Source organism: Methylobacterium sp. E-046 (assembly GCF_022829625.1).
Taxonomy (GTDB): Bacteria; Pseudomonadota; Alphaproteobacteria; order Rhizobiales; family Beijerinckiaceae; genus Methylobacterium; species Methylobacterium longum.
In genome coordinates, this window is the sequence record NZ_JAKSYP010000238.1 from 136,854 (window position 1) to 156,613 (window position 19,760).

At 72.6% G+C, this 19,760-nt stretch carries 17 protein-coding genes; 11 read left to right on the plus strand and 6 right to left on the minus strand.

What is annotated here, in order from left to right; genetic code table 11:
• Window positions 1–318 precede the first annotated feature (318 nt).
• Window positions 319–1,437, plus strand: a complete 1,119-nt coding sequence (locus MKK82_RS25460; RefSeq protein ID WP_238286945.1) for an acyltransferase family protein — start codon at window positions 319–321, stop codon at window positions 1,435–1,437.
• Here the strand turns inward: MKK82_RS25460 and MKK82_RS25465 are convergent.
• Window positions 1,424–2,602, minus strand: a complete 1,179-nt coding sequence (locus MKK82_RS25465) for an endo-1,4-beta-xylanase (protein ID WP_238286944.1) — start codon at window positions 2,600–2,602, stop codon at window positions 1,424–1,426. The two genes, MKK82_RS25460 and MKK82_RS25465, sit on opposite strands and share 14 nt — an antisense overlap.
• A gap of 183 nt (window positions 2,603–2,785) precedes the next feature.
• Between MKK82_RS25465 and MKK82_RS25470 the strand changes: the two genes are divergently transcribed.
• The 3 genes from MKK82_RS25470 to MKK82_RS25480 all read left to right on the plus strand — a co-directional run bounded on the left by MKK82_RS25470 (window position 2,786) and on the right by MKK82_RS25480 (window position 5,844).
• Window positions 2,786–3,628 carry an SDR family NAD(P)-dependent oxidoreductase gene (locus MKK82_RS25470; RefSeq protein WP_238286943.1) on the plus strand — a complete coding sequence of 281 codons (843 nt, stop codon included), beginning with the start codon at window positions 2,786–2,788 and terminating at the stop codon, window positions 3,626–3,628.
• Between the two features lie 418 nt (window positions 3,629–4,046).
• On the plus strand, window positions 4,047–5,519 hold the full coding sequence (gene zwf, locus MKK82_RS25475) for a glucose-6-phosphate dehydrogenase (RefSeq protein WP_238286942.1): 1,473 nt from the start codon (window positions 4,047–4,049) through the stop codon (window positions 5,517–5,519).
• Window positions 5,520–5,643: 124 nt separating this feature from the next.
• Complete coding sequence (locus MKK82_RS25480) at window positions 5,644–5,844, plus strand: hypothetical protein (RefSeq protein ID WP_238286941.1); 201 nt, start codon at window positions 5,644–5,646, stop codon at window positions 5,842–5,844.
• A 254-nt stretch (window positions 5,845–6,098) separates the two neighbouring features.
• Here MKK82_RS25480 and MKK82_RS25485 read toward each other — a convergent pair whose 3' ends face one another.
• Window positions 6,099–7,613, minus strand: a complete 1,515-nt coding sequence (locus MKK82_RS25485) for a glucan biosynthesis protein (RefSeq protein ID WP_238286940.1) — start codon at window positions 7,611–7,613, stop codon at window positions 6,099–6,101.
• A gap of 271 nt (window positions 7,614–7,884) precedes the next feature.
• On the opposite strand from MKK82_RS25485, the gene mdoH reads away from it, so the two are divergent.
• Together mdoH and MKK82_RS25495 are read left to right on the plus strand one after the other, a co-directional pair.
• On the plus strand, window positions 7,885–9,828 hold the full coding sequence (mdoH, locus tag MKK82_RS25490; protein ID WP_243987232.1) for a glucans biosynthesis glucosyltransferase MdoH: 1,944 nt from the start codon (window positions 7,885–7,887) through the stop codon (window positions 9,826–9,828).
• Window positions 9,829–10,074: 246 nt separating this feature from the next.
• A complete protein-coding gene (locus MKK82_RS25495; protein ID WP_238286935.1) occupies window positions 10,075–10,740 on the plus strand; it encodes a L,D-transpeptidase in 666 nt (221 codons plus the stop codon).
• A gap of 53 nt (window positions 10,741–10,793) precedes the next feature.
• On the opposite strand, the gene MKK82_RS25500 is transcribed toward MKK82_RS25495, so the two are convergent.
• Complete coding sequence (locus MKK82_RS25500; RefSeq protein WP_238286933.1) at window positions 10,794–11,120, minus strand: cupin domain-containing protein; 327 nt, start codon at window positions 11,118–11,120, stop codon at window positions 10,794–10,796.
• A 565-nt stretch (window positions 11,121–11,685) separates the two neighbouring features.
• Window positions 11,686–12,108, minus strand: coding sequence for a gamma-butyrobetaine hydroxylase-like domain-containing protein (locus MKK82_RS25505; RefSeq protein WP_243987233.1), 423 nt, complete (start codon window positions 12,106–12,108; stop codon window positions 11,686–11,688).
• Between the two features lie 81 nt (window positions 12,109–12,189).
• Between MKK82_RS25505 and moaA the strand changes: the two genes are divergently transcribed.
• Window positions 12,190–13,242, plus strand: a complete 1,053-nt coding sequence (gene moaA, locus MKK82_RS25510) for a GTP 3',8-cyclase MoaA (RefSeq protein WP_238286929.1) — start codon at window positions 12,190–12,192, stop codon at window positions 13,240–13,242.
• Window positions 13,243–13,283: 41 nt separating this feature from the next.
• On the opposite strand, the gene radA is transcribed toward moaA, so the two are convergent.
• A complete protein-coding gene (gene radA, locus MKK82_RS25515) occupies window positions 13,284–14,720 on the minus strand; it encodes a DNA repair protein RadA (RefSeq protein WP_238286928.1) in 1,437 nt (478 codons plus the stop codon).
• A 59-nt stretch (window positions 14,721–14,779) separates the two neighbouring features.
• Entirely contained in the window at window positions 14,780–15,859 is a 1,080-nt protein-coding gene (gene alr, locus MKK82_RS25520) for an alanine racemase (RefSeq protein ID WP_238286927.1), read from the minus strand.
• A gap of 295 nt (window positions 15,860–16,154) precedes the next feature.
• Here alr and MKK82_RS25525 point away from each other — a divergent pair, with 295 nt between their 5' ends.
• The 4 genes from MKK82_RS25525 to MKK82_RS25540 all read left to right on the plus strand — a co-directional run bounded on the left by MKK82_RS25525 (window position 16,155) and on the right by MKK82_RS25540 (window position 19,647).
• Window positions 16,155–16,763 carry a CvpA family protein gene (locus MKK82_RS25525; protein ID WP_238286926.1) on the plus strand — a complete coding sequence of 203 codons (609 nt, stop codon included), beginning with the start codon at window positions 16,155–16,157 and terminating at the stop codon, window positions 16,761–16,763.
• Window positions 16,764–16,894: 131 nt separating this feature from the next.
• Window positions 16,895–18,364: an amidophosphoribosyltransferase gene (purF, locus tag MKK82_RS25530; protein WP_238287147.1), complete on the plus strand. Its 1,470-nt coding sequence runs from the start codon at window positions 16,895–16,897 to the stop codon at window positions 18,362–18,364.
• A 65-nt stretch (window positions 18,365–18,429) separates the two neighbouring features.
• Window positions 18,430–19,179 (plus strand): SDR family NAD(P)-dependent oxidoreductase, encoded by a 750-nt coding sequence (locus MKK82_RS25535; protein WP_238286925.1) that lies wholly within the window; start codon window positions 18,430–18,432, stop codon window positions 19,177–19,179.
• A 57-nt stretch (window positions 19,180–19,236) separates the two neighbouring features.
• Window positions 19,237–19,647, plus strand: a complete 411-nt coding sequence (locus MKK82_RS25540; protein ID WP_238286924.1) for a dihydrofolate reductase — start codon at window positions 19,237–19,239, stop codon at window positions 19,645–19,647.
• Window positions 19,648–19,760: the final 113 nt, after the last annotated feature.

Genomic DNA, 19,760 nt, shown 5'->3' on the forward strand with positions numbered 1-19,760 from the left:
CTCCGGTCGAGAAGCGGGGTGCCGGCGCGGGTTCACCATCCAGCGATCCGTTCAGCCGTCCGAGACTTCGTGTGGATGTCGGCCGGCGCGAAAGTGGCGCTTATACATTTCATGATCTGCTGGCTTCGGCACCGTCGTGTTTGCGAGCGGAGCGAAGCACCCCTGACGGCGCCCCGGTGATCGACGGCGCGCCGGCCCGGGTCACGTCGCTGCGCCCGCGAGGACGAGCAGGGCCGCCTTCAGCGCGGCGTCCACCCCGGAACGACAGGGCCGGTCCGCCACGGCTGCCCGGACCCAGACAGGAGATCGGCCCCCGCCATGCCGGATCCCGGTGACCCGCGTCCCGCGGCGATGCCCTACCTGCCGCAGCTCGACGGGGTGCGGGCGCTCGCCATCCTGATCGTGTTCGCCGCCCATTGCGGCTACAGCCACGTGGTGCCGGGCGGCTTCGGCGTCACGGTCTTCTTCTTTCTCAGCGGCTACCTGATCACCACGCTCCTGCGGATCGAGCGCGCCCGGGTCGGGGCCGTGTCGCTCCCCGCCTTCTACCTGCGGCGGACCTTGCGCATCCTGCCGCCGATGTACCTGACGCTCCTCGCCTCCGGAGCGCTCTACGCGGCGGGGCTCCTCGACTGGATGACGGTCGAGCCGGCGGCGGTGCTGGGGCAGGCGACGTTCCTGACCAACTATCCCGGCCTGTTCGGCACCGAGGCGGTGCTGCCCGTGCCGCTCTGGAGCCTCGCCATCGAGGAGCATTTCTACCTCGTGTTCCCGCTGGCCTATGTCGTGTGGCTCGGACGCCTGAGGCCGCGCCGGGCCGCCCTGGCCTGCCTGGGGATCTGCGCGGCGGTCCTCGCCCTGCGCGGCCTCAACGTCTGGCGCCTGCCCGATCCCGGCCTGAATTACTCGTGGACCCACACCCGGATCGACGCGATCCTGTTCGGCTGCTGCCTCGGCCTGTGGAACAACCCGGTGATCCCGGCCGACCGGGCGTGGCGGCCGCGGGCGTGGCACGTGGCCGCGAGCCTCGCGGTCATCCTTGGCACCCTCGCGGTGCGCGATCCCGCCTTCCGCGAGAGCCTGCGCTACACGCTCCAGAGCGCGGCCCTGTTCGTGCCCTTCGCCTACCTGCTGCACGAGGACGGCTGGGGGGTGCGGTGGCTCGCCAGCCGGCCGATGCGCCAGCTCGGCCTGTGGTCCTACAGCTTCTACCTCGCGCACATGACCGTGGTGGCGCTGGTCCGGCACCTGGACCCCGGACTGACCGGGGTGGGGCTGATGCTGGCGGCCTTTCCGGTGACGCTGCTGTGGTGCTGGGGGATGTACGGCCTCGTCGAGCGCCCCTGCGCGCGCCTGCGGCGGCGGCTCCTGGCGGACCGGCCGCCCGAGCCGGCCCTCGCCGAAGGGGGCCGTCGCGCCGGCGTCACGCCCGCCTGAGCCTGTCCCGGGCAGCGGTGTGATCGGGCGCGGCCTGGAAGGCCGCCTTCATCGCGTGCCACAGGGGCTTGCGCCGGAACTGCGCGTCCAGCGGCAGCGCCCGCTGGGGCAGGCCGTCCGGCCGCTTGCGGTAGGGGTGGTCGTTCAGCCACGTGTCCGGGTCGTAGATGTCCCAGGTCACGACGTCGAGCGTCGCGGGCTCGTCCAGCACCACGTCGAGGTAGCGGCGGGCGAGGTCGGCGACCATCCGGTCGCGGGTCGCCACGTCGGACGGGAAGGCCCGGTCGTCGATGTCGAGTTCGGTGACCGCGATGCCGAGACCCATCTGGCCGATCTCGCGCAGGAAGCGCCGCAACTGGCCCTGGTCGATCGGGATCGTGCTGGTGAGGTGCGACTGCAGGCCGAAGCGCCGGATCGGCACGCCGCGGGCGCGCATCGCCTCCAGGCGGCGCAGGACCTTGGTGCGCTTGGCCTCCATCCAGGGCACGCCCTGCTCCACGGCGTCCTCGTTCCACGTGCCGGCGGCGGCCGGGTCGGTCTCGCGCAGGATGCGGAAGGCGAGATCGACGTAGCCGGGTCCGATCGCGGCGAGCCACGGCGAGTCGCGCAGGCCCCCGCCCCGGTCGGGATCGGCCTCGTTGCCCAGGATCTCGTTGACCACGTCCCAGGCGACGATCTGGCCGCGATAATGGCCGGCCACCGTCTCGATCCAGCGGCGCATGAAATCCTCGCCCTGGGCGGCGCTCGCCCGGGCCAGGAGCGGCCCGACCCAGGCCGGCAGCCCGGCGTGCCAGACCAGGGTGTGGCCGCGCATGTGCTGGCCGTTGCCCCTGGCGAAGCGCAGGATCGCGTCGCCGCGGGCGAAATCGGTCCTGCCGGGGGCGGGCAGGACCTCCTCCATCTTCATCTCGGTGCCGCAGACCAGAAGGCCGCACTCCCGCGCCACCGCCTGCCGGTAGGCGGGTGTCGCGTCGAAGCGGTGGAACGGCACCTCGCAGCCGTAGAGCAGCCCCTTGGCCGCCGCCGCCGCCTGGAGGCTGTCGCCCGCCCAGGACGGGCGGCCGAGCGGCCCGAACCCGGCCGGGCCCGCGGCGCCGGCCGCCGAGGCGAGCCCGGCGCAGGCGGCGCCGGCGAGGAGCGACCGGCGGTTCGGAAGACTCGGCATTCCGCGTCCTGAGACTCTGTGGCTGTTCCGGTGCCGCCGGTCGCGGCCGCGATCACCGGCCAGCAGAGCACGGCGCGGCGCGGGTTGCGATCCGCCACGTCCGCGCGGCCGCCGCGTGTCCCCAACTCGCCTTCGCACGGGTTAGCCCCATCTGAAGGGCGCCATTGAGCCGAGGACCGCGTCATGAGTCAGCACCCCGCCATCAGCCCCGGCCGCAGCGCGGTCGTCACCGGGGGCGCGAGCGGCATCGGGCTCGCCGCCGCGCAGGCCCTGGCGCGGGCCGGCATGAATGTCTGGCTCGCCGACCGGCCGGGGCCGGCGCTGGACGCGGCCCGCGCCGCCGTGGCGGAACTCGCCGCCGTCGAGGTGCGCGCCGTGCCCACCGACGTGTCGGATCGGGGCGCCATGGAGGCCCTGGCGGGGGCCGTCGCCAAGGCCGGCCCGCCCGCCGTGGTGATGCTGAACGCCGGGATCGAGGCGGGCGGGAAGCTCTTCTCGGACTCCGACACCTGGGCGCGGATCCTCGGCACCAACCTCGGCGGCGTGGTCAACGGCATCCACGCCTTCGCGCCCGGCATGATCGAGGGGGCCAAGCCCGGCGCGATCATCGTGACGGGCTCGAAGCAGGGCATCACGACCCCGCCCGGCAACGCGCCCTACAACGTCTCGAAGGCGGGGGTGAAGGCGGTCACCGAGGCGCTCGCCCACGAGCTGCGCAACCGGGAGGGCTGCCAGACCACCGCGCACCTGCTGATCCCGGGCTTCGTCTACACGGGGCTGACCAGGGCCCGCGGCGTCACCGAGAAGCCGGCCGGCGCCTGGACGCCGGAGGAGACGGTGGTGTTCCTGCTGGAGCGGCTCGCGGCCGGCGATTTCTACATCCTCTGCCCCGACAACGAGACCACCCGGGCGCAGGACGGGAAGCGGATCGCCTGGGCGGCGGGCGACGTCATCGAGAACCGGCCGGCGCTGTCGCGCTGGCACCCGGATTTCTCCGAGGCATTCAAGCGGCACATGGAGGGATGAGGGCGCGCCCGGTGCGGCGCCCGACATGTTCGTGCGCGATCGGCATACCGGTCGCGCCGATCCGGGTTCATCGCCCCGATCACCGCGCGTTTCCGCTCCCGGATACCCGCCTGATCCGATTCGGGCGTGACGGCTCCGCCCACCGCGGCGACCCGCCGTGATCCCGACGGCCGGCTCACGCCGGGCGGGCTCCTTCCCGCCCGGCGCGGAACGCCCCGCTGCGCCCCGCTGCGCCCCGCTGCGCCGCTCCCGGTTGCTTGGCGGCGCCCGCGAAGGCGAAGCGCCCGAGCGTTGCGCCTGGCGCCGCTCGTTCGCCGCGGCCCGGGCGCCCCTCGTCTGGCGAAGCCCTTGCACTCCGGTTACGTCGGTGCGACGCACCCGCCGCACGACACCAGCGCACGACAACCGGGAGCCGCACTTGGCTACGATCATCCCCGTCGCCTCCTTCGACTGCGTCGTGTTCGGCGCGACCGGCGATCTGACCGCGCGAAAGCTTCTGCCAGCCCTTTTCTACCGCTTCCGGGATGGCCAGATCCCGGAGACCAGCCGGATCATCGGCGCCTCGCGCTCGGAACTGTCGACGGACGCGTTCCGCGAGCATGCCCGCGACGCCCTCAAGCGCTTCGTGCCCGCCGCCGACCTGACGGAGGACGTCCTCGCGCGGTTCCTGGCCCACGTGGACTACGTGGCGGTGGACGGCGCCGGGGAGAGCGGGTGGGCCGACCTCGTGGCCAAGCTCGACGAGCGGCCCGATCAAGTGCGGCCCTACTACCTCGCCACCTCGCCCGACCTCTACGGCTCGATCTGCCGCAACCTCGCCGGCCACGGGCTGGTCGGGGAGAAGTCCCGGGTCGTGCTGGAGAAGCCGATCGGCAAGGACCTGAAATCGGCCCGCGCCATCAACGACGCCGTGGGCGAGGTCTTCCCGGAATCGCAGATCTTCCGCATCGACCACTACCTCGGCAAGGAGACGGTCCAGAACCTGCTGTCGCTCCGGTTCGCCAACACCATCTTCGAGCGGCTCTGGACCTCGGACGTGATCGACCACGTCCAGATCACGGTCGCCGAGACCGTGGGCGTCGAGGGGCGCGCCGGCTACTACGACACGTCGGGCGCGATGCGCGACATGCTGCAGAACCACATCCTGCAGCTCCTCTGCCTCACCGCCATGGAGAGCCCGCTCAATCTCGAGGCGAACTCCGTCCGCGACGAGAAGCTGAAGGTGCTGCGCGCCCTCAAGCCGATCACCAACCAGGACATCCCCCTGGTGACCGTCCGCGGCCAGTACGTGGCGGGCGCCGTCGACGGCAAGCCCGTCGAGGGCTACCTCGCCGAGCTCGGCCACGAGAGCCGGACCGAGACCTTCGTGGCCATGAAGGTCGAGATCCAGTCCGGGCGCTGGGCCGGGGTGCCCTTCTACCTCCGCACCGGCAAGCGCCTGCCGCAGAAGCTCTCCGAGATCGTGGTGCAGTTCCGCGCCTCGCCGTTCTCGATCTTCCCCGAGGAGGCGTTCGGCCGCGAGCCCAACCGCCTCGTCATCCGCCTCCAGCCGCAGGAGGGCATGAAGCTCGAGGTGATGACCAAGGACCCGGGTCCCGGCGGCCTGCGCCTGCGCCCGACCGACCTCGACATCTCCTTCGAGGAGACCTTCAAGCAGCGCTACCCCGACGCCTACGAGCGCCTGCTGATGGACGTGGTCCGCGGCAACGCCACCCTGTTCATGCGCCGCGACGAGGTCGAGGCCGCCTGGGCCTGGGCGGACAACGTGCTCAAGGCCTGGGCCGACCGGCCCGAGGCGCCGCGGCCCTATCCCGCCGGCAGCTGGGGCCCGACCGCCGCCATCGCGCTGATCGAGCGGGACGGCCGCACGTGGCACGAGGAGCTGCGGTGAGGCCGCGTCCACAGCTTACGGCCAAGCTGCCATGATGCCGTCAAGTCGGCGATGAACCCTGCCGGGGCTGCCGGTCACCGCCCCACCAGAGGGCTGGAGCCGGTCCTGCACAAGGGATCATCACATGCTGGACACCAACCGGGACACGGCCGTCCTGGCCGAGCGCCGCCTGGAGCGTTCGGTCGCCGCCGCCCTGCGCGTCATCGCCGCCGCTCATGACGAGCGGCAGGCCCCGCCGGTCTCCGCGGCCCGACGCCGCCTGAGCGAGGTCTACGGCGCCACCCGCCTCGCGCGGCGCCTCGAGCGGGATCGCCGCACGGCCTGAGCGTCCCCGGACGCGAACCGCCCCCGGCGCGGAGCGCAGCGCCGTCGCCCGCCCGGACGCGCCGCGGCGTCGCCGCAAGGTCGGCCGCGCGACGCGACCGAAAGCCCGAGGTGCGCGCGGGCCGCGGAGGAACCCCCGGGGCCCGCGTGGCCGGTTGGAGGCCGCCTTCGAGGCGGCTCCCGCCGCACCGCGGGGTGGGAGAAGGATGGGAGCGCCCGGAGGCCGCCGGCCGCCGACCCGGTTCGGGGACGGTCTCAGACCGTCGCGTCCCACGTCTCGCTGAGGGGGTTCGCCCCGCGCACCAGCCGGGCGCGCAGCACGACGTCGCCCGGTGGCATCGGCTCGGGCGGGCGCCACTCGACGTAGATGCGCCAGCCACCGGTCTGCGGCACGAAGTTGGCCACCGGCTCGTGCAGGGTGCCGGCGCTGGCCGAGACCTCCGCGGCCACGGCGTCGTCCGGGCCCGTCGGCAGGCTCGGCCCCACGAAGTCGATCACACAGAGCCGCCGACGCGGGTTCGGGGGATTGACGGGACGCAGGCGCTCCGCCGAGCCGAACCGGGTGGAGGCGACCCGGGCGAGGGCGGCCTCCGGGATCGCCGCCACCGGCTCGGTGCCGACCGTGGTCAGGCCGTAGGCGAGGTTCAGGGGCGTGCCGGGCCGGGCCGGAGCCTTCGGCACGAAGGCGGCCACGATGTTGTCCATGTACTCCTCGCCCGAGGGGATCTCGAAGAGCTGCACGGCGCCGTCTGCGAAGGCGCCGCCGGCGGGCTCCGGCGCGACCCACAGCCCGGGTCGCGCCTCCTGACGCGCCTCCACGTCCAGGTAGGCGGCAAAATCCCGTTCCCGCTGCAGGAGCCCGAACCCCGCGACGGGCTTGGCCGCGAAGGTCGAGATCTGCGGCTGCGCACGCCCGTTGACCAGGGGTCGCCAGATCCGGTCGATCGCGGCCGGATCGCCGCCCGCGGCGACGCAGAGCCCGTCGGAATCGTGCACCTGCGGGCGGAAATCGTCGAACGGCTTGGCGTTCCGGGCCCCGGGCCCGTTCGCGCCGTACAGGAACATGCTGGTGAGCGGCGCCAGCCCGAGCTGCGCGATGGCCCGGCGCGGATGGAGCTGCGCGGTGACGGCGATGTGGGCCGGGTCGCCGGGGGCGATCACGAACCGGTAGGCGCCGGCCACGCTCGGGCTGTCGAGGAGCGACAGCACCGTCAGGGTGCGGGCTTGGGGTTCCGGCTCGCAGATCCAGTGGGCGACGAAATCGGGAAACTCCTCGCCCTCCGGGGCACCCGTGCCGATGGCGAGGCCGCGGGCCGAGAGACCGTATTCCTGGTTGCCCGCCCGCAGGCGGAAATAGGAGGCCCCGAGGAAGACCAGGAACTCTTCCTGGAACCCCTTCGGCCGCCAGGCCGGCATGGCGGGGAACGCGTAGTGCAGGCGGAACCCCGCGAAGCCGAGGTCCGGCGCGAAGCTCTGGCCGGAGAGCCCCGCGCCCAGGTCGAACAGCCGGCTCTCGTACGGGATCGGCCGGGCCGGGCCGCTGCGCGGCTGTAGGTGGAGGGCCACGCGCTTGCGCTGCAGGAAACCGCGATGGAACAGCTGCGCGCTGAAGTGTTCGCCGAGGCGCAGGCTCTCGGCCGGCCGGAAGGTGACGGCACGGTAGCCGTCGTAATCGAGGGCGGCGAGCGCGGGCGGCAGGTCCTCGGCCGGCGCCGTGTAGGGCGCGGAAGCCATCCGTGCCGCCTCGGCCGACAGGATCTCGAAGGTCATCGCGCCGGCCTGCGGCTGAAGCGCCGACCCGGCCCACGTTCTGGACCCATTCAGATCGGCCGCGCTAGGTAACACCGTACCGGCAGTCGCGGCCAGAACCGTTCGAAGCACGTGGCGCCGGGAGGGGGGATTGATCCGTTCGGCTTCCGGCTGCCCATGCGGCCGGGTCGGCTGCGTGTCCTCACCCCGCATATCGGTATCCACGGTCATCGGTTCCCGGCCTCAGGCGGCGGGGCGGCCGGCAGCCTTCCACGGTCGAGTTCCTCGCGCCATGTCGTCACGCGTCACCTCCTCCGCCGAGCGGTCGCACCGGAACGCGGGTCCGTCCCGATCTGATCCGTCGGACCCCGCGACCCTGCGCGAGATCTGGAGCGGCGCGCGACCCGGCCGCGTCCTGCGCGCCCGGCGCCTCGCCCTGGCGATCCCGAGCCTCGTCGTCGCGGGCGGCCTCGCGTGGCTCGCCGCGCTGGCCTACCCGGCGGGCGTCAGTCCCCTCGCCTGGGCGGTGCTCGTCCTCTTCAGCCTCGTCATGGGCTGGCAGGCCTTCATCGCCTGCCAGTACGTCTACGGGCTCGTGGCCGACCTGCTGGCCGACCGGGCGAAATCGGCCCTGGAGCGGCGCGCCGAGGATCCGGGACCCGAGGCGGCGTTGGCGTCGACCGGCCAAGGACGCACCGCGGCCGTGGTGGCGATCCACGCCGAGGACGCGGTCGCGGTTTTCGCCCGCCTCCGGGTGATGGCCCGGTCGCTGGCCCAGGCCGGCGCCGCGGACATCGACATCTTCGTCCTCTCGGACACCCGGGACGGGGCGATCGCCGCCGTGGAGGAGCACGAACACGCGCGCATCCAGGCCTGGGCGGCGGTCGATCCGGCCCTGCCGCGGATCCGCTACCGGCGCCGGACCGAGAATGTCGGCCGCAAGGCCGGCAACATCGGCGAGTTCTGCCGCAGCCACGGCGGCGAATACGCCTTCATGATCGTGCTGGACGCCGACAGCCTGATGACCGGCGCGGCCATGAACCGCCTCGTCGGGCTGATGCAGGCGAGCCCGCGCACCGGCCTGATCCAGACAGTCTCGTACGCGGCCGGCCGCGACACCCTGTTCGCCCGCATCCAGCAATTCGCCGTCCGCCTCTACGCGCCGCTGGCGCTGCGCTGCCTGGAGACCTGGCAGGGGCCGGAGGGCAGCTACTGGGGCCATAACGCGATCCTGCGCATCGAGGCCTTCGCCGAGAACGCCCAGCTCCCGAAGCTCCCGGGCCGCGAGCCGCTGGGCGGCGAGATCCTCTGCCACGACATCGTCGAGGGCGCGCTGATGGTCCGCGCCGGGTGGGAGGTGCGGCTGCTGCCCGAGATGGGCGGCACCTGGGAGGAGATGCCCACCAACCTGGTCGATCTGCTCGGTCGCGAGCGCCGCTGGTGTCAGGGCAACTTCCAGCACCTGCGGGTGCTGCCCTGGGCGGGCCTGCACGGTGCGAGCCGCTGGCATCTCCTGGTCGGTATCCTCGCCTACGGGATGCTGCCGCTCTGGATCGCGTTCCTCGGCCTCGCCGCCTGGCGGGCCGCACGGACCGGGGATCTCGGCCTCCTGGCCTACGGCCTGACCGGGCAGGGCGCCGCCGCCCACGCGCTGGCCGCCCTCAGCGTCGCCGTCCTGGCGCTGCCGAAGCTCCTCAGCCTCGGCCACGTCCTGGCCTCGCCGGAGCGCCGCGCCGCGTTCGGCGGCACCCGGGCGCTGCTGGTCAGCGCCGCCCTGGAGCAGGCCGCGTGGGTGATCCTGTGGCCGGTCCTGACCCTGTTCACCGCCGGCGCCGTGGTCTCGACCTTCCTGGGCCGGGTGGTGCGCTGGGAAACGCAGGACCGCGACGACCGGCAGGTCTCGTGGTCCGAGGCCTTCCGGCTCCAGGCGGACGCCGTCGTGGTCGGTGGGCTGATCTGCCTGGCCCTGGTGCTGGTCGGCGACGCGTGGCTCGCCCTCTGGTTGGCGCCGCTGGCCCTGGCACTCCTCACCAGCCCGGCGCAGAGCGTCTGGACCAGCCGGGCCGATCTCGGTCGTGCCGCCCGGGCCCGGGGCCTGTTCCTGAACGCCGACGACACCGCCCAGGCGCCGGAACTCGCCGAACTCGCCCAGATCCGCGGCCTGCCGGCCGTCCCGACGCCGCTCCGTCCGGTGCCCCGGGAGCCCGCCATTTGGCTCGCCGCGGACGAGGCCTGACGGGCGGCTCGCGCCTCCAAGTCGACGGGCCGGATCTCCGAGATCAACGGAAATCATCCCGGGTGTTACGGCCAAGCTGCCACAGTGTTGCCATCGAGTCACGGGTTTCCGGAACCGCCCCAGGGGGGCGGTTTCAGGCTTGGCTTTGGGGCGCGAGCGTTTACCCCTTGGCGAGGATCGGCACGGCATCGTGCCCCGGTATTCGCCGCGTTCCCGCCATAATCCGCGCCTGCCCGAGAGGCTTTGATGCGTCGTATTTTCCCCGCCCTGATCGGGCTTTTCGGCGCGGCCGCGTGCGCCGCGCCGGCCCTGGCCTACGAGATCGATCCGCTGACCCGCCAGCCGCTGAACGACGCGCTCACGGTGCGGGTGCGCCCGCAGGCCGTCGAGACCGTCGCGGTGCCGGTGGCCAACGCCTCGCTCAACCCGGCCGACCCGCTGAGCGCCGACGCGGCGGTGCCGCAGATGTCGGCCATCCCGCGGGAGACCGTGGCGTATAGCGGCCCGTACGGCGCCGGCACGATCGTCGTGTCCACGGCCGAGCGGCGGCTCTACTACGTGCTGGGCGGCGGTCAGGCCCTCCGCTACGGCGTCGGCGTCGGCCGTCCGGGCTTCACCTGGGGCGGCGTGCAGACCATCACGATGAAGCGCGAGTGGCCGGATTGGCGCCCGCCGTCGACCATGCTGAAGCGCCGGCCCGACCTGCCGCGCTACATGAAGGGCGGCCTCGAGAACCCGCTCGGCGCCCGCGCCATGTACCTGGGCGGCTCAATCTACCGGATCCACGGCTCCAACGAGCCGGAGACCATCGGCACGGCCGTGTCGTCGGGCTGCATCCGCATGACCAACGATGATGTGATGGACCTGTACACCCACGCCAAGGTGGGCACGAAGGTCGTCGTCCAGCGCTGATTTCAGTTCGGGCTTCGACGGAAGGGCCGGCCGCGAGGCCGGCCCTTCCGCGTTCAGGGGCCCGGCAGGGTCACCAGCGTGTCCGGCCGCTTCACCTCGATCTCCACGAAGGCGATCGGATGGTCCGAGCCGTTCATCACGTCGTGCCGGATGCCGGCCGGGCGCATGTAGGATTGACCGGCCGCGAGGGCGGTCTCGCTGACGGCCGCGCCGTCGTGGACGCGGAGGATCCCGTCCACCAGCATGACCACGAAGTAGGGCCAGCCGTGCTCGTGCCAGCCGGTCACGGCACCCGGCGGGAAGTCCCAGCGGGTGATGCGCACGGCGGCGTCGTCCTGCTGGATCGTGGGGGTCGCGGGGATGGTGCAGGCGAAGGCCATGGCGGCTCCGGAGCGGCGGGGTGACCGGGGTTGCGATGCAAGAACCGGCCCCGCCGCCGTCGCGGCGTTCCGGCCGGGGATGATGGGGGCGGGCACCCCGCCGGGGGGGCGGCGCCGATGAGCGCGTCGTCGTCGGCCGCGTGGCCGATCGGGTGGGGAACCGGACGCACCGCCGGGCGCCGCACGCGGCCGAGGCTCGTGAGCCGGCCGTTTCGGGGTTGAACCGGAGGGAGCCGGGGACGGCCTCGGATGCGCCTCCGGACGCGTCGGGTGCCCCGGGGAGCGGACGCCGCCGTGTCCGCCGGCCCGAAGTCGGATTCGCCGGCGACCGCCTCGGCGGTGCGGCGCGGCCGCAGGGGCCGCGCTTCCATCCGATCGCCCGGATCGCCTCGACGGTCGCGCAGCCGCCGGGTGTCGGCCGGATCGTCCTGCGCCTCGGACGGCAGAGCCGGCGCCCGTGCGACGGCCCTCTCGGGACGCTCCGTCATGCCGCCCACCTCAGCCAGAGCCGCGACGGGGAAAGGGTCCGCCCGACCGGGTCACCGGCGTCGGCGCGTCGTTGCCGTCAATGGCACCCCCACGAGCCCGAGCCGCAGCCGCCGCCCGATTTCGCAGACGCCTGCCGCGCCGTGTCGCGGTCGAGGCCGCGCTCGGCGAGTTCGGTGAGGTAGGTGCTCCACCGGGTCTCGTACTCGCGGCCGAGCGCGTGCAGGTAGCCCCAGCCGTAGATGCCGGTGTCGTGCATGTCGTCGAAGCCGAGCTTGACCGCGTAGTTGCCGATCGGCTGCACCGCCAGGATCGCCACGGCGCGCTTGCCGCCGATCACCTTGCGCTCCAGGGGCGAGTGGCCCTGCACCTCGGCGGAGGGGCTCGACACCCGCAGGTACTCGGCCGGCAGGGCGTAGCGCGCCCCGTCCTCGAAGGCGACGTTGAGCACCCGCCGGTCGGCCGACAGGCGGATCTCGGTCGGCCACAGATCCTCGGTCACGGGTCACACTCCTCACGCAATCTGGGGCTGCGGCCCGGCACCTGCTTGCCCACGGCCGTCCGGGGCATCATATGCCGGACGATGCGCGATGACAGCTCCCTGACGCCGCAATCGTTCGCGGCCGGCATGCCCTCCGGGCCGGCGCCGCTGATCGACCCGTTCCAGCGGGCGATCTCGTACCTGCGCATCTCGGTGACGGATCGGTGCGACCTGCGCTGCGCCTACTGCATGTCCGAGCACATGCAGTTCCTGCCCAAGCGCGACCTGCTGACCCTGGAGGAGCTGGACCGGCTCTGCGGCGTGTTCATCGCCCGCGGCGTGCGCAAGCTTCGGATCACCGGCGGCGAGCCGCTGGTGCGCCGCGACATCATGCACCTGTTCCGCCGCCTGTCCCGGCACCTCGATTCGGGGGCGCTGGAGGAGCTGACGCTCACCACGAACGGCACCCAGCTCACCCGCTACGCCGACGAGCTGGCCAGCCTCGGCGTGCGCCGGATCAACGTCTCGCTCGACACCCTCGACCCCGACAAGTTCCGGGACATCACCCGCCGGGGCGACCTCAAGGTGGTGCTCGACGGCATCGCTGCGGCGCGGGCCGCCGGGATGAAGGTCAAGATCAACGCCGTGGCCTTGCGCGACCTCAACGCCGACGAGATCCCCGACATGATCGCCTGGGCCCACGGCCTCGGCATGGACATGACGCTGATCGAGGTCATGCCGCTGGGCGAGATCGAGGCCGACCGCACGGACCAGTTCCTGCCCCTGTCGGTGGCGCGCCAGCGCCTGGAGAGCCGCTACACCCTCACGCCGCTGCCCGACCGCACCGGTGGGCCGGCGCGCTACGTGCGCGTCGAGGAGACGGGCGGGAAGCTCGGCTTCATCACGCCGCTCACCCACAATTTCTGCGAGAGCTGCAACCGCGTGCGCCTGACCTGCACGGGCCAGCTCTACATGTGCCTCGGCCAGGAAGACTCGGCCGATCTCCGGGGGGTCATGCGCGCCTCGCCGGATGATGCCGTGCTGGCCGCGGCCGTGGTCGAGGCGATCACCCGCAAGCCCAAGGGGCACGACTTCGTCATCGAGCGCCAGCGCCCGGCCGCCGTGCCGCGGCACATGAGCGTGACGGGGGGCTGACCGCTCCCTCGGTCAGCGCGAGCGCAGCCGCGACGGAGCGCTCACACCTCCTCGTCGGCGTAGCGTGACGGCTGCCGTCCGCGCTGGCCGGAGCCCTTCCGCGGCGCGCCCGCGCTGATCCCCGCCACGAGGTCGGCGATGTGGCGCAGCGTCTCCACCGCGAGCGCCTTGTCGCCCTCGCCGCGCCCCTGCGGGATCAGCGCCTTGGCGAAGCCGAGCTTCTGGGCCTCCTTCAGCCGGGCCCCGGCCTGCGCCACGGGCCGGATCGCCCCCGACAGGCCGATCTCGCCGAAATACACGGTCTCCGGCGGGAGCACCGCCCCCGACAGCGACGAGACGAGCGCCGCCGCCACCGCGAGGTCGGCCGCCGGCTCGGTGATGCGCAGGCCCCCGGCGACATTCAAGTACACGTCGTGCGTGCCGAGCCGGATGCCGCCATGGGCCTCCAGCACCGCCAGCACCATCGACAGCCGGTTCGGGTCCCAGCCGACCACCGCGCGGCGCGGCATGCCGAGCGACGAGGGCGCCACCAGCGCCTGGATCTCCACCAGCAGCGGCCGCGTGCCCTCCATGCCGGCGAAGACCGCCGTGCCGGCGGCCTGATGGTCGCGCCCCGCCAGGAACAGCGCCGAGGGGTTCGGCACCTCGGCGAGGCCTGCATCGGTCATCTCGAACACGCCGATCTCGTCGGTGGGCCCGAAGCGGTTCTTCACGGCGCGCAGGATGCGGAAATGATGGCCCTGGTCGCCCTCGAAGGAGGCGACCGCGTCGACCATGTGCTCCACCACCCGGGGGCCGGCGATCTGCCCGTCCTTGGTGACGTGGCCCACCAGGATCACCGCCGTGCCGGTGGTCTTGGCGAAGCGGATCAGCGCCTGGGCCGAGGAGCGCACCTGCGTGACGGTGCCGGGGGCCGATTCCACCGTCTCGGTCCACATGGTCTGGATCGAGTCGATGATCGCCAGCGCCGGCGGCCGGCCCTGGCTCAGAGTCTCGACGATGTCCTCGACATTGGTCTCGGCGGCGAGCTGCACCGGAAGCGCGCTCAAGCCCAGCCGCTCGGCCCGCAGGCGGACCTGCCCCACCGCCTCCTCGCCCGAGATGTAGGCGACCCGCTCGCCCGTGCCCGCCATGGCGGCGGAGGCCTGCATCAGCAGCGTCGACTTGCCGATGCCGGGATCGCCGCCGAGCAGGATCACCGAGCCGCGCACGAAGCCGCCCCCCGTCACCCGGTCGAGCTCGCCGATCCCCGAGGGGATGCGCGGCGCCTCCTTGGCCTCGCCGGTCAGGCCCTCCAGCGGGAACACGCGGCCGCGGTTGCGCGACGGCCGGGTCGCGGCCGGGCCCGACTGGCCGGGGGCCGAGGGCGCCTCCTCGACGATCGTGTTCCAGCCGTTGCAGGCCTCGCAGCGCCCGCGCCAGCGGTTGTAGACCGCCCCGCAGGACTGGCAGACGAAGGTCTGGTGGATCTTGGCCATGGAGCGGTCAGGTCCGGGTTCGGGCGTCGCGCCGTCAAGGGAACCGCGTGACGGACGCGTCAGCGGGACTCTACATAAGTCCGAACATAACGAGAACCCAGCCCCGTGAGGATCTCGTACCCGATCGTGCCGGCGGCGCGGCCGACCGCGTCGAGGTCGAGGCTGTCGCCGATCAGAACGGCTTCGGCGCCCCGCCGCGCCGCGGGGGCCGCGGTGACGTCGAGGATGATCAGGTCCATGGAGACGAGGCCGAGGATCGGGCACGGGACCCCGCCGACCAGCGCCTGTCCGCGCCCGCTGATCGCCCGGGGGAAGCCGTCGGCGTAGCCCAGCGACAGGGTCGCGAGGCGGGCCGGGGCGGGGGCGGTCCAGCGGCCGTTGTAGCCGGCGGTGGCGCCGGCCGCGACGGCGCGCACCTGGGCGATCATCGCCTCCAGCCGCACCACCGGCCGCATCGGGTTCGCGGCGCCCGGCGTCGGGTTGCCGCCGAACAGGGCGTAGCCCGGCCGCAGGAGGTCGTGCCGGGCGCCGTCGAGGAAGACGCCCGACGAGTTCGCCAGGGAGGCCCGCAGGGTCGGGTAGGCCGCGCGGACGCGGGCGAAATCGGCGATCTGCCGGGCGTTGACCGGATCCGCGGGCTCCTCGGCGCTGACGAAGTGGCTGAGGATCAGGTCGATGCCCGACGCCGCGATCCGCGGGTCGGCCGCGAGGTCCAGCGCCTCCGGGACCGACAGGCCCAGCCGGTTCATGCCGGTGTCGACGTGGAGCGCCGCGGGCAGGCGGCCGGCCGAGACCGCCGCCCAGTCCGACAGCTCCTCCGCGCTGCCGAGGACCGGGCGCAGCCCGTGCGCCGCGAAGGCCGCGGCGGCACCGGGGGCCAAGCCGTTCAGCACGTAGATGGCGGCCTCCGGCAGGAAGGCCCGGGCCGCGATCCCCTCGGACAGGTGAGCGACGAAGAAAGTCCGGCAGCCGGCCGCCCACAGGGCGGGCCCGACCCGCCCGATGCCGCACCCGTAGGCGTCGGCCTTCACCACGGCGGCGCAGGCGGTGCCGCCCCGTTCGGCCAGGATCCGCCAGTTGGCGGCGATGGCCCCCAGGTCGATCGTCAGCCGGGCCCCATGGGCACCGATCTCCGTCATGGGTCCGGCCTCAGCCACGCAGACCGCCTCTCTCCGCTCGCCACCGGGGGCCCGGAAGCACAAGCCGGACCCATATCATCGGGACGCCGTCCGGGTGGAGCCGGGCCGCGCGCGGGCTGGTCTGCACGCCGGGCGGGGGCTGCGCCGCCGGCGGGCTGATGCATCGACGGCACAGGCGCAGGATGAGGCGCGGGTCGCAGGGTGACGGCCGAGGTTCGGCTTGGTATAAATCCACCGCGGTCCGGGGGAGCCGCACGGCCGACGCGCCATCCCCTCGGGTACCAAAAGCTCAACGATGCCGTTTACCGTCCTGGATCTCGTCGTGCTCGGCATCGTCGCGGTCTCCGCGCTGCTCGCGGCCGTGCGTGGCGTCACCCGCGAGGTGCTGGCGATCGTCGCCTGGGTGGCGGCCGCCGCGGTGGCGTGGACGCTCTACCCGATGCTCCTTCCCACCGTGAAGCAGCACGTGAACAGCGACACCGTCGCGCTGGTCGCCTCCATCGCGGCGATCTTCCTCGGCACGCTGATCATCGTGTCGATCATCACGGTGAAGATCTCCGACGTCGTCCTCGATTCGCGCATCGGCGCGGTGGACCGCTCCCTCGGGTTCCTGTTCGGGGCGGCCCGCGGCTTCCTGATCTGCGTGATCGGCTGGGTGTTCCTGTCGTGGCTGGTGCAGGGCAAGGTGCCGGACTGGGCTGCCCAGGCCCGCACGCGCCCGATGCTGGAGAAGTCCGGCGATGCCCTGGTGGCGCAGCTCCCCGAGAATCCCGAGGGCTTCCTGAAGCAGTTCAAGAAGCCGAAGGTCGCCACGCCGCCCAACGAGGCCGCCGACGCCCCTGCCGAGACCGACGCGGCGCCCCAGCGCCGGACCGAGACCGCGCCGACCCCGACGCGACGCTGATCTGCGGTATTCGCCGTAGGTCGACGCACGCGAAGCGCCTAGATAGCGGTTCCGGTGACGAACGGATTGTATCCGCGACGACCGGCGCGCCGGCCCGTCGCCGCCGGGACCTGTGAGTGATCGACCGCCTCATGTCACACGCCGCCAATCCCAGCGCCGATTTCGATCTCGACGGCGACACGCTCCGCGAGGAATGCGGCGTCTTCGGCATCTTCGGGCATCCGGAGGCCGCCGCCATCGTGGCCCTCGGGCTGCACGCGCTCCAGCACCGGGGCCAGGAAGCGGCCGGCATCGTCTCCTTCGACGGCTCCGTCTTCCATTCCGAGCGGCGCCCCGGTCTCGTGGGCGATTCCTTCTCGGACGGGGAGACCATCGCCCGCCTCAAGGGCCGCACCGCCATCGGGCACGTGCGCTACTCGACCACCGGCGGGACGATCCTGCGCAACGTGCAGCCGCTCTTCGCCGAGCTCGCGAGCGGCGGCCTCGCGGTCGCCCACAACGGCAATCTCACCAACGCCCTGTCGATCCGCCGCGACCTCGTGCGCGACGGCGCGATCACGCAATCGACCTCCGACACCGAGGTGATCCTCCACCTCGCGGCCCGCTCCCGGAAGCCGCGGATCATCGAGCGCTTCATCGACGCCCTGCAGGCGATCCAGGGCGCCTACGCGATCGTGGCGCTCACCAACAAGAAGCTGATCGGCGCCCGCGACCCGCTCGGCATCCGCCCGCTGGTGCTGGGCGAACTCGACGGCCGCTACATGCTGGCGTCGGAGACCTGCGCGCTCGACATCATCGGCGCCCGCTTCGTGCGCGACATCGAGAACGGCGAGATCGTGGTGATCTCCGAGGAAGGGGTCGAGTCGATCCGCTTCGCCGACGCGGTGCCGATGCGGCCCTGCATCTTCGAATACATCTACTTCGCCCGGCCGGATTCGGTGGTGAACGGCAAGAGCGTCTACGCGGTGCGCAAGTCGATCGGCCGGGAACTGGCCCGCGAGGCGCCGGTGCCCGCCGACATCGTCGTGCCGGTGCCGGATTCCGGCGTGCCGGCGGCCCTGGGCTTCTCGCAGGAGACTGGGATCCCGTTCGAGATGGGGATCATCCGCAACCATTATGTCGGCCGGACCTTCATCCAGCCGACCCAGTCGGTGCGCGAACTCGGCGTGCGGATGAAGCACTCGGCCAACCGGGCGGCCATCGAGGGCAAGAGCATCGTCCTCGTGGACGACAGCCTCGTGCGCGGCACGACCTCGGTGAAGATCGTCCGGATGATGCGCGAGGCCGGCGCCACGGAGGTCCATTTCCGGATCGCCTCGCCACCGATCACCTACCCGGACTTCTACGGGATCGACACGCCTGAGCGGGAAAAGCTCCTCGCCGCGACCCACGATCTCGAGGGCATGCGCAAGTATATCGGCGCCGATTCGCTCGCCTTCCTGTCGATCCCCGGCCTCTACCGGGCGATGGGCGAGGAGGCGCGGGACACGGCCTGCCCGCAATACACCGACCATTGCTTCACGGGCGACTACCCCACGGGCCTGACCGACCTGTCCATCGCCGGCCCGAAGCGCTTCGCCATGCTGGCCGAGGCGGATTGACGGATCTGCGGATTCCGTCCGCGGTCGGCCATCCCCCGCAGGCGGAACTGCGCTAGATCCACGCCATGGCTGAGACTCAGAAACCCCTGGAAGGCCGCGTCGCGGTGGTCACCGGCGCGTCCCGCGGCATCGGGCGCGCCGCCGCCCTGGCGCTTGCCGAAGCGGGGGCGCACGTGATCGCGGTGGCGCGCACGGTCGGCGCCCTGGAGGAGCTGGACGATGCCGTGCGGGCGGCCGGCTCCAGCGCCACCCTCGTGCCCTTCGACCTCGCCGATTACGACGCGATCGACCGCCTCGGCGCGGCGATCAACGCGCGCTGGAAGCGGCTCGACATCCTGATCGCCAATGCCGGCATCCTCGGCGCGCTCATGCCGATCGGCCACATCACCCCGAAGATCTGGGGGCAGGTGATGGACGTGAACGTCACCGCCAACTGGCGCCTGATCCGGTCCCTCGACCCGCTGCTGCGCATGTCGGATGCCGGGCGGGCAATCTTCGTCTCGTCGGGGGCGGCCTCGAAGTGCCGGCCCTACTGGGGACCGTACTCGGTCTCGAAGGCCGCTCTGGAAGCGCTGGTGCGCACCTACGCGGCCGAGAACGAGAGCACGGCGATCAAGGCCATGCTGCTCAACCCGGGCCCGCTGCGCACCGGCATGCGCCGCTCGGCCATGCCGGGCGAGGATCCCGAGACGCTCCGGACGCCGGAGGATCTCGCACCCCATTTCGTGCGGCTGTCCGCCCCGGCCTGGACGGAGACCGGCAAGCTCTATGATTTCCCCACCGACCGGGTGCTGAGTTTCCGCGCGCCCGAGTGAAGGGGGTCTGCGGCCCCGGCGGGTCGCGGGCGCAGCCCGCAGGGTTTAGGGTTCACGATGATCGACGTCCGCTGCATCTGTGCGATCGGCCTGCGGGGCCAGCTCGGCCTGAACGGCCACCTGCCCTGGGAGGGCAACACCGATCCCCTCTTCGTGGAGGACGTGACGCGCTTCTTCGCGCTGACCATGGGCCACGTGCTGATCGCCGGGCCGAAGACCGTGGCCTCGGTACCCGACTTCGCCTTCAGGGACCGCACCATCGACGTGATCCGCAGCCACGAGGATCCTGAGCAGGTGCTCAAGCGCTATCCGGGCCGGCGGATCTTCGTGGGCGGCGGCATCGCGGTGTGGAACGTCTACGCCAAGTACATCCAGAACTGGGATATCACGCGCCTGCCCTACGACGGCGAGGCCGACCGCTGGTTCGATCCCGCGTGGCTGGTGGGCGGGCCGCTGCGGGGGGCCTGAGCGGCCGGTCGGCGAGAACGGTCCGCCCCCCCCTCCCGGTTCAGGACGAAATCAGGCTATGGTCTGGCTTGGGCGGCCGGCGCATCGGCAGAACGGCGCCGTCTGGGGGGACG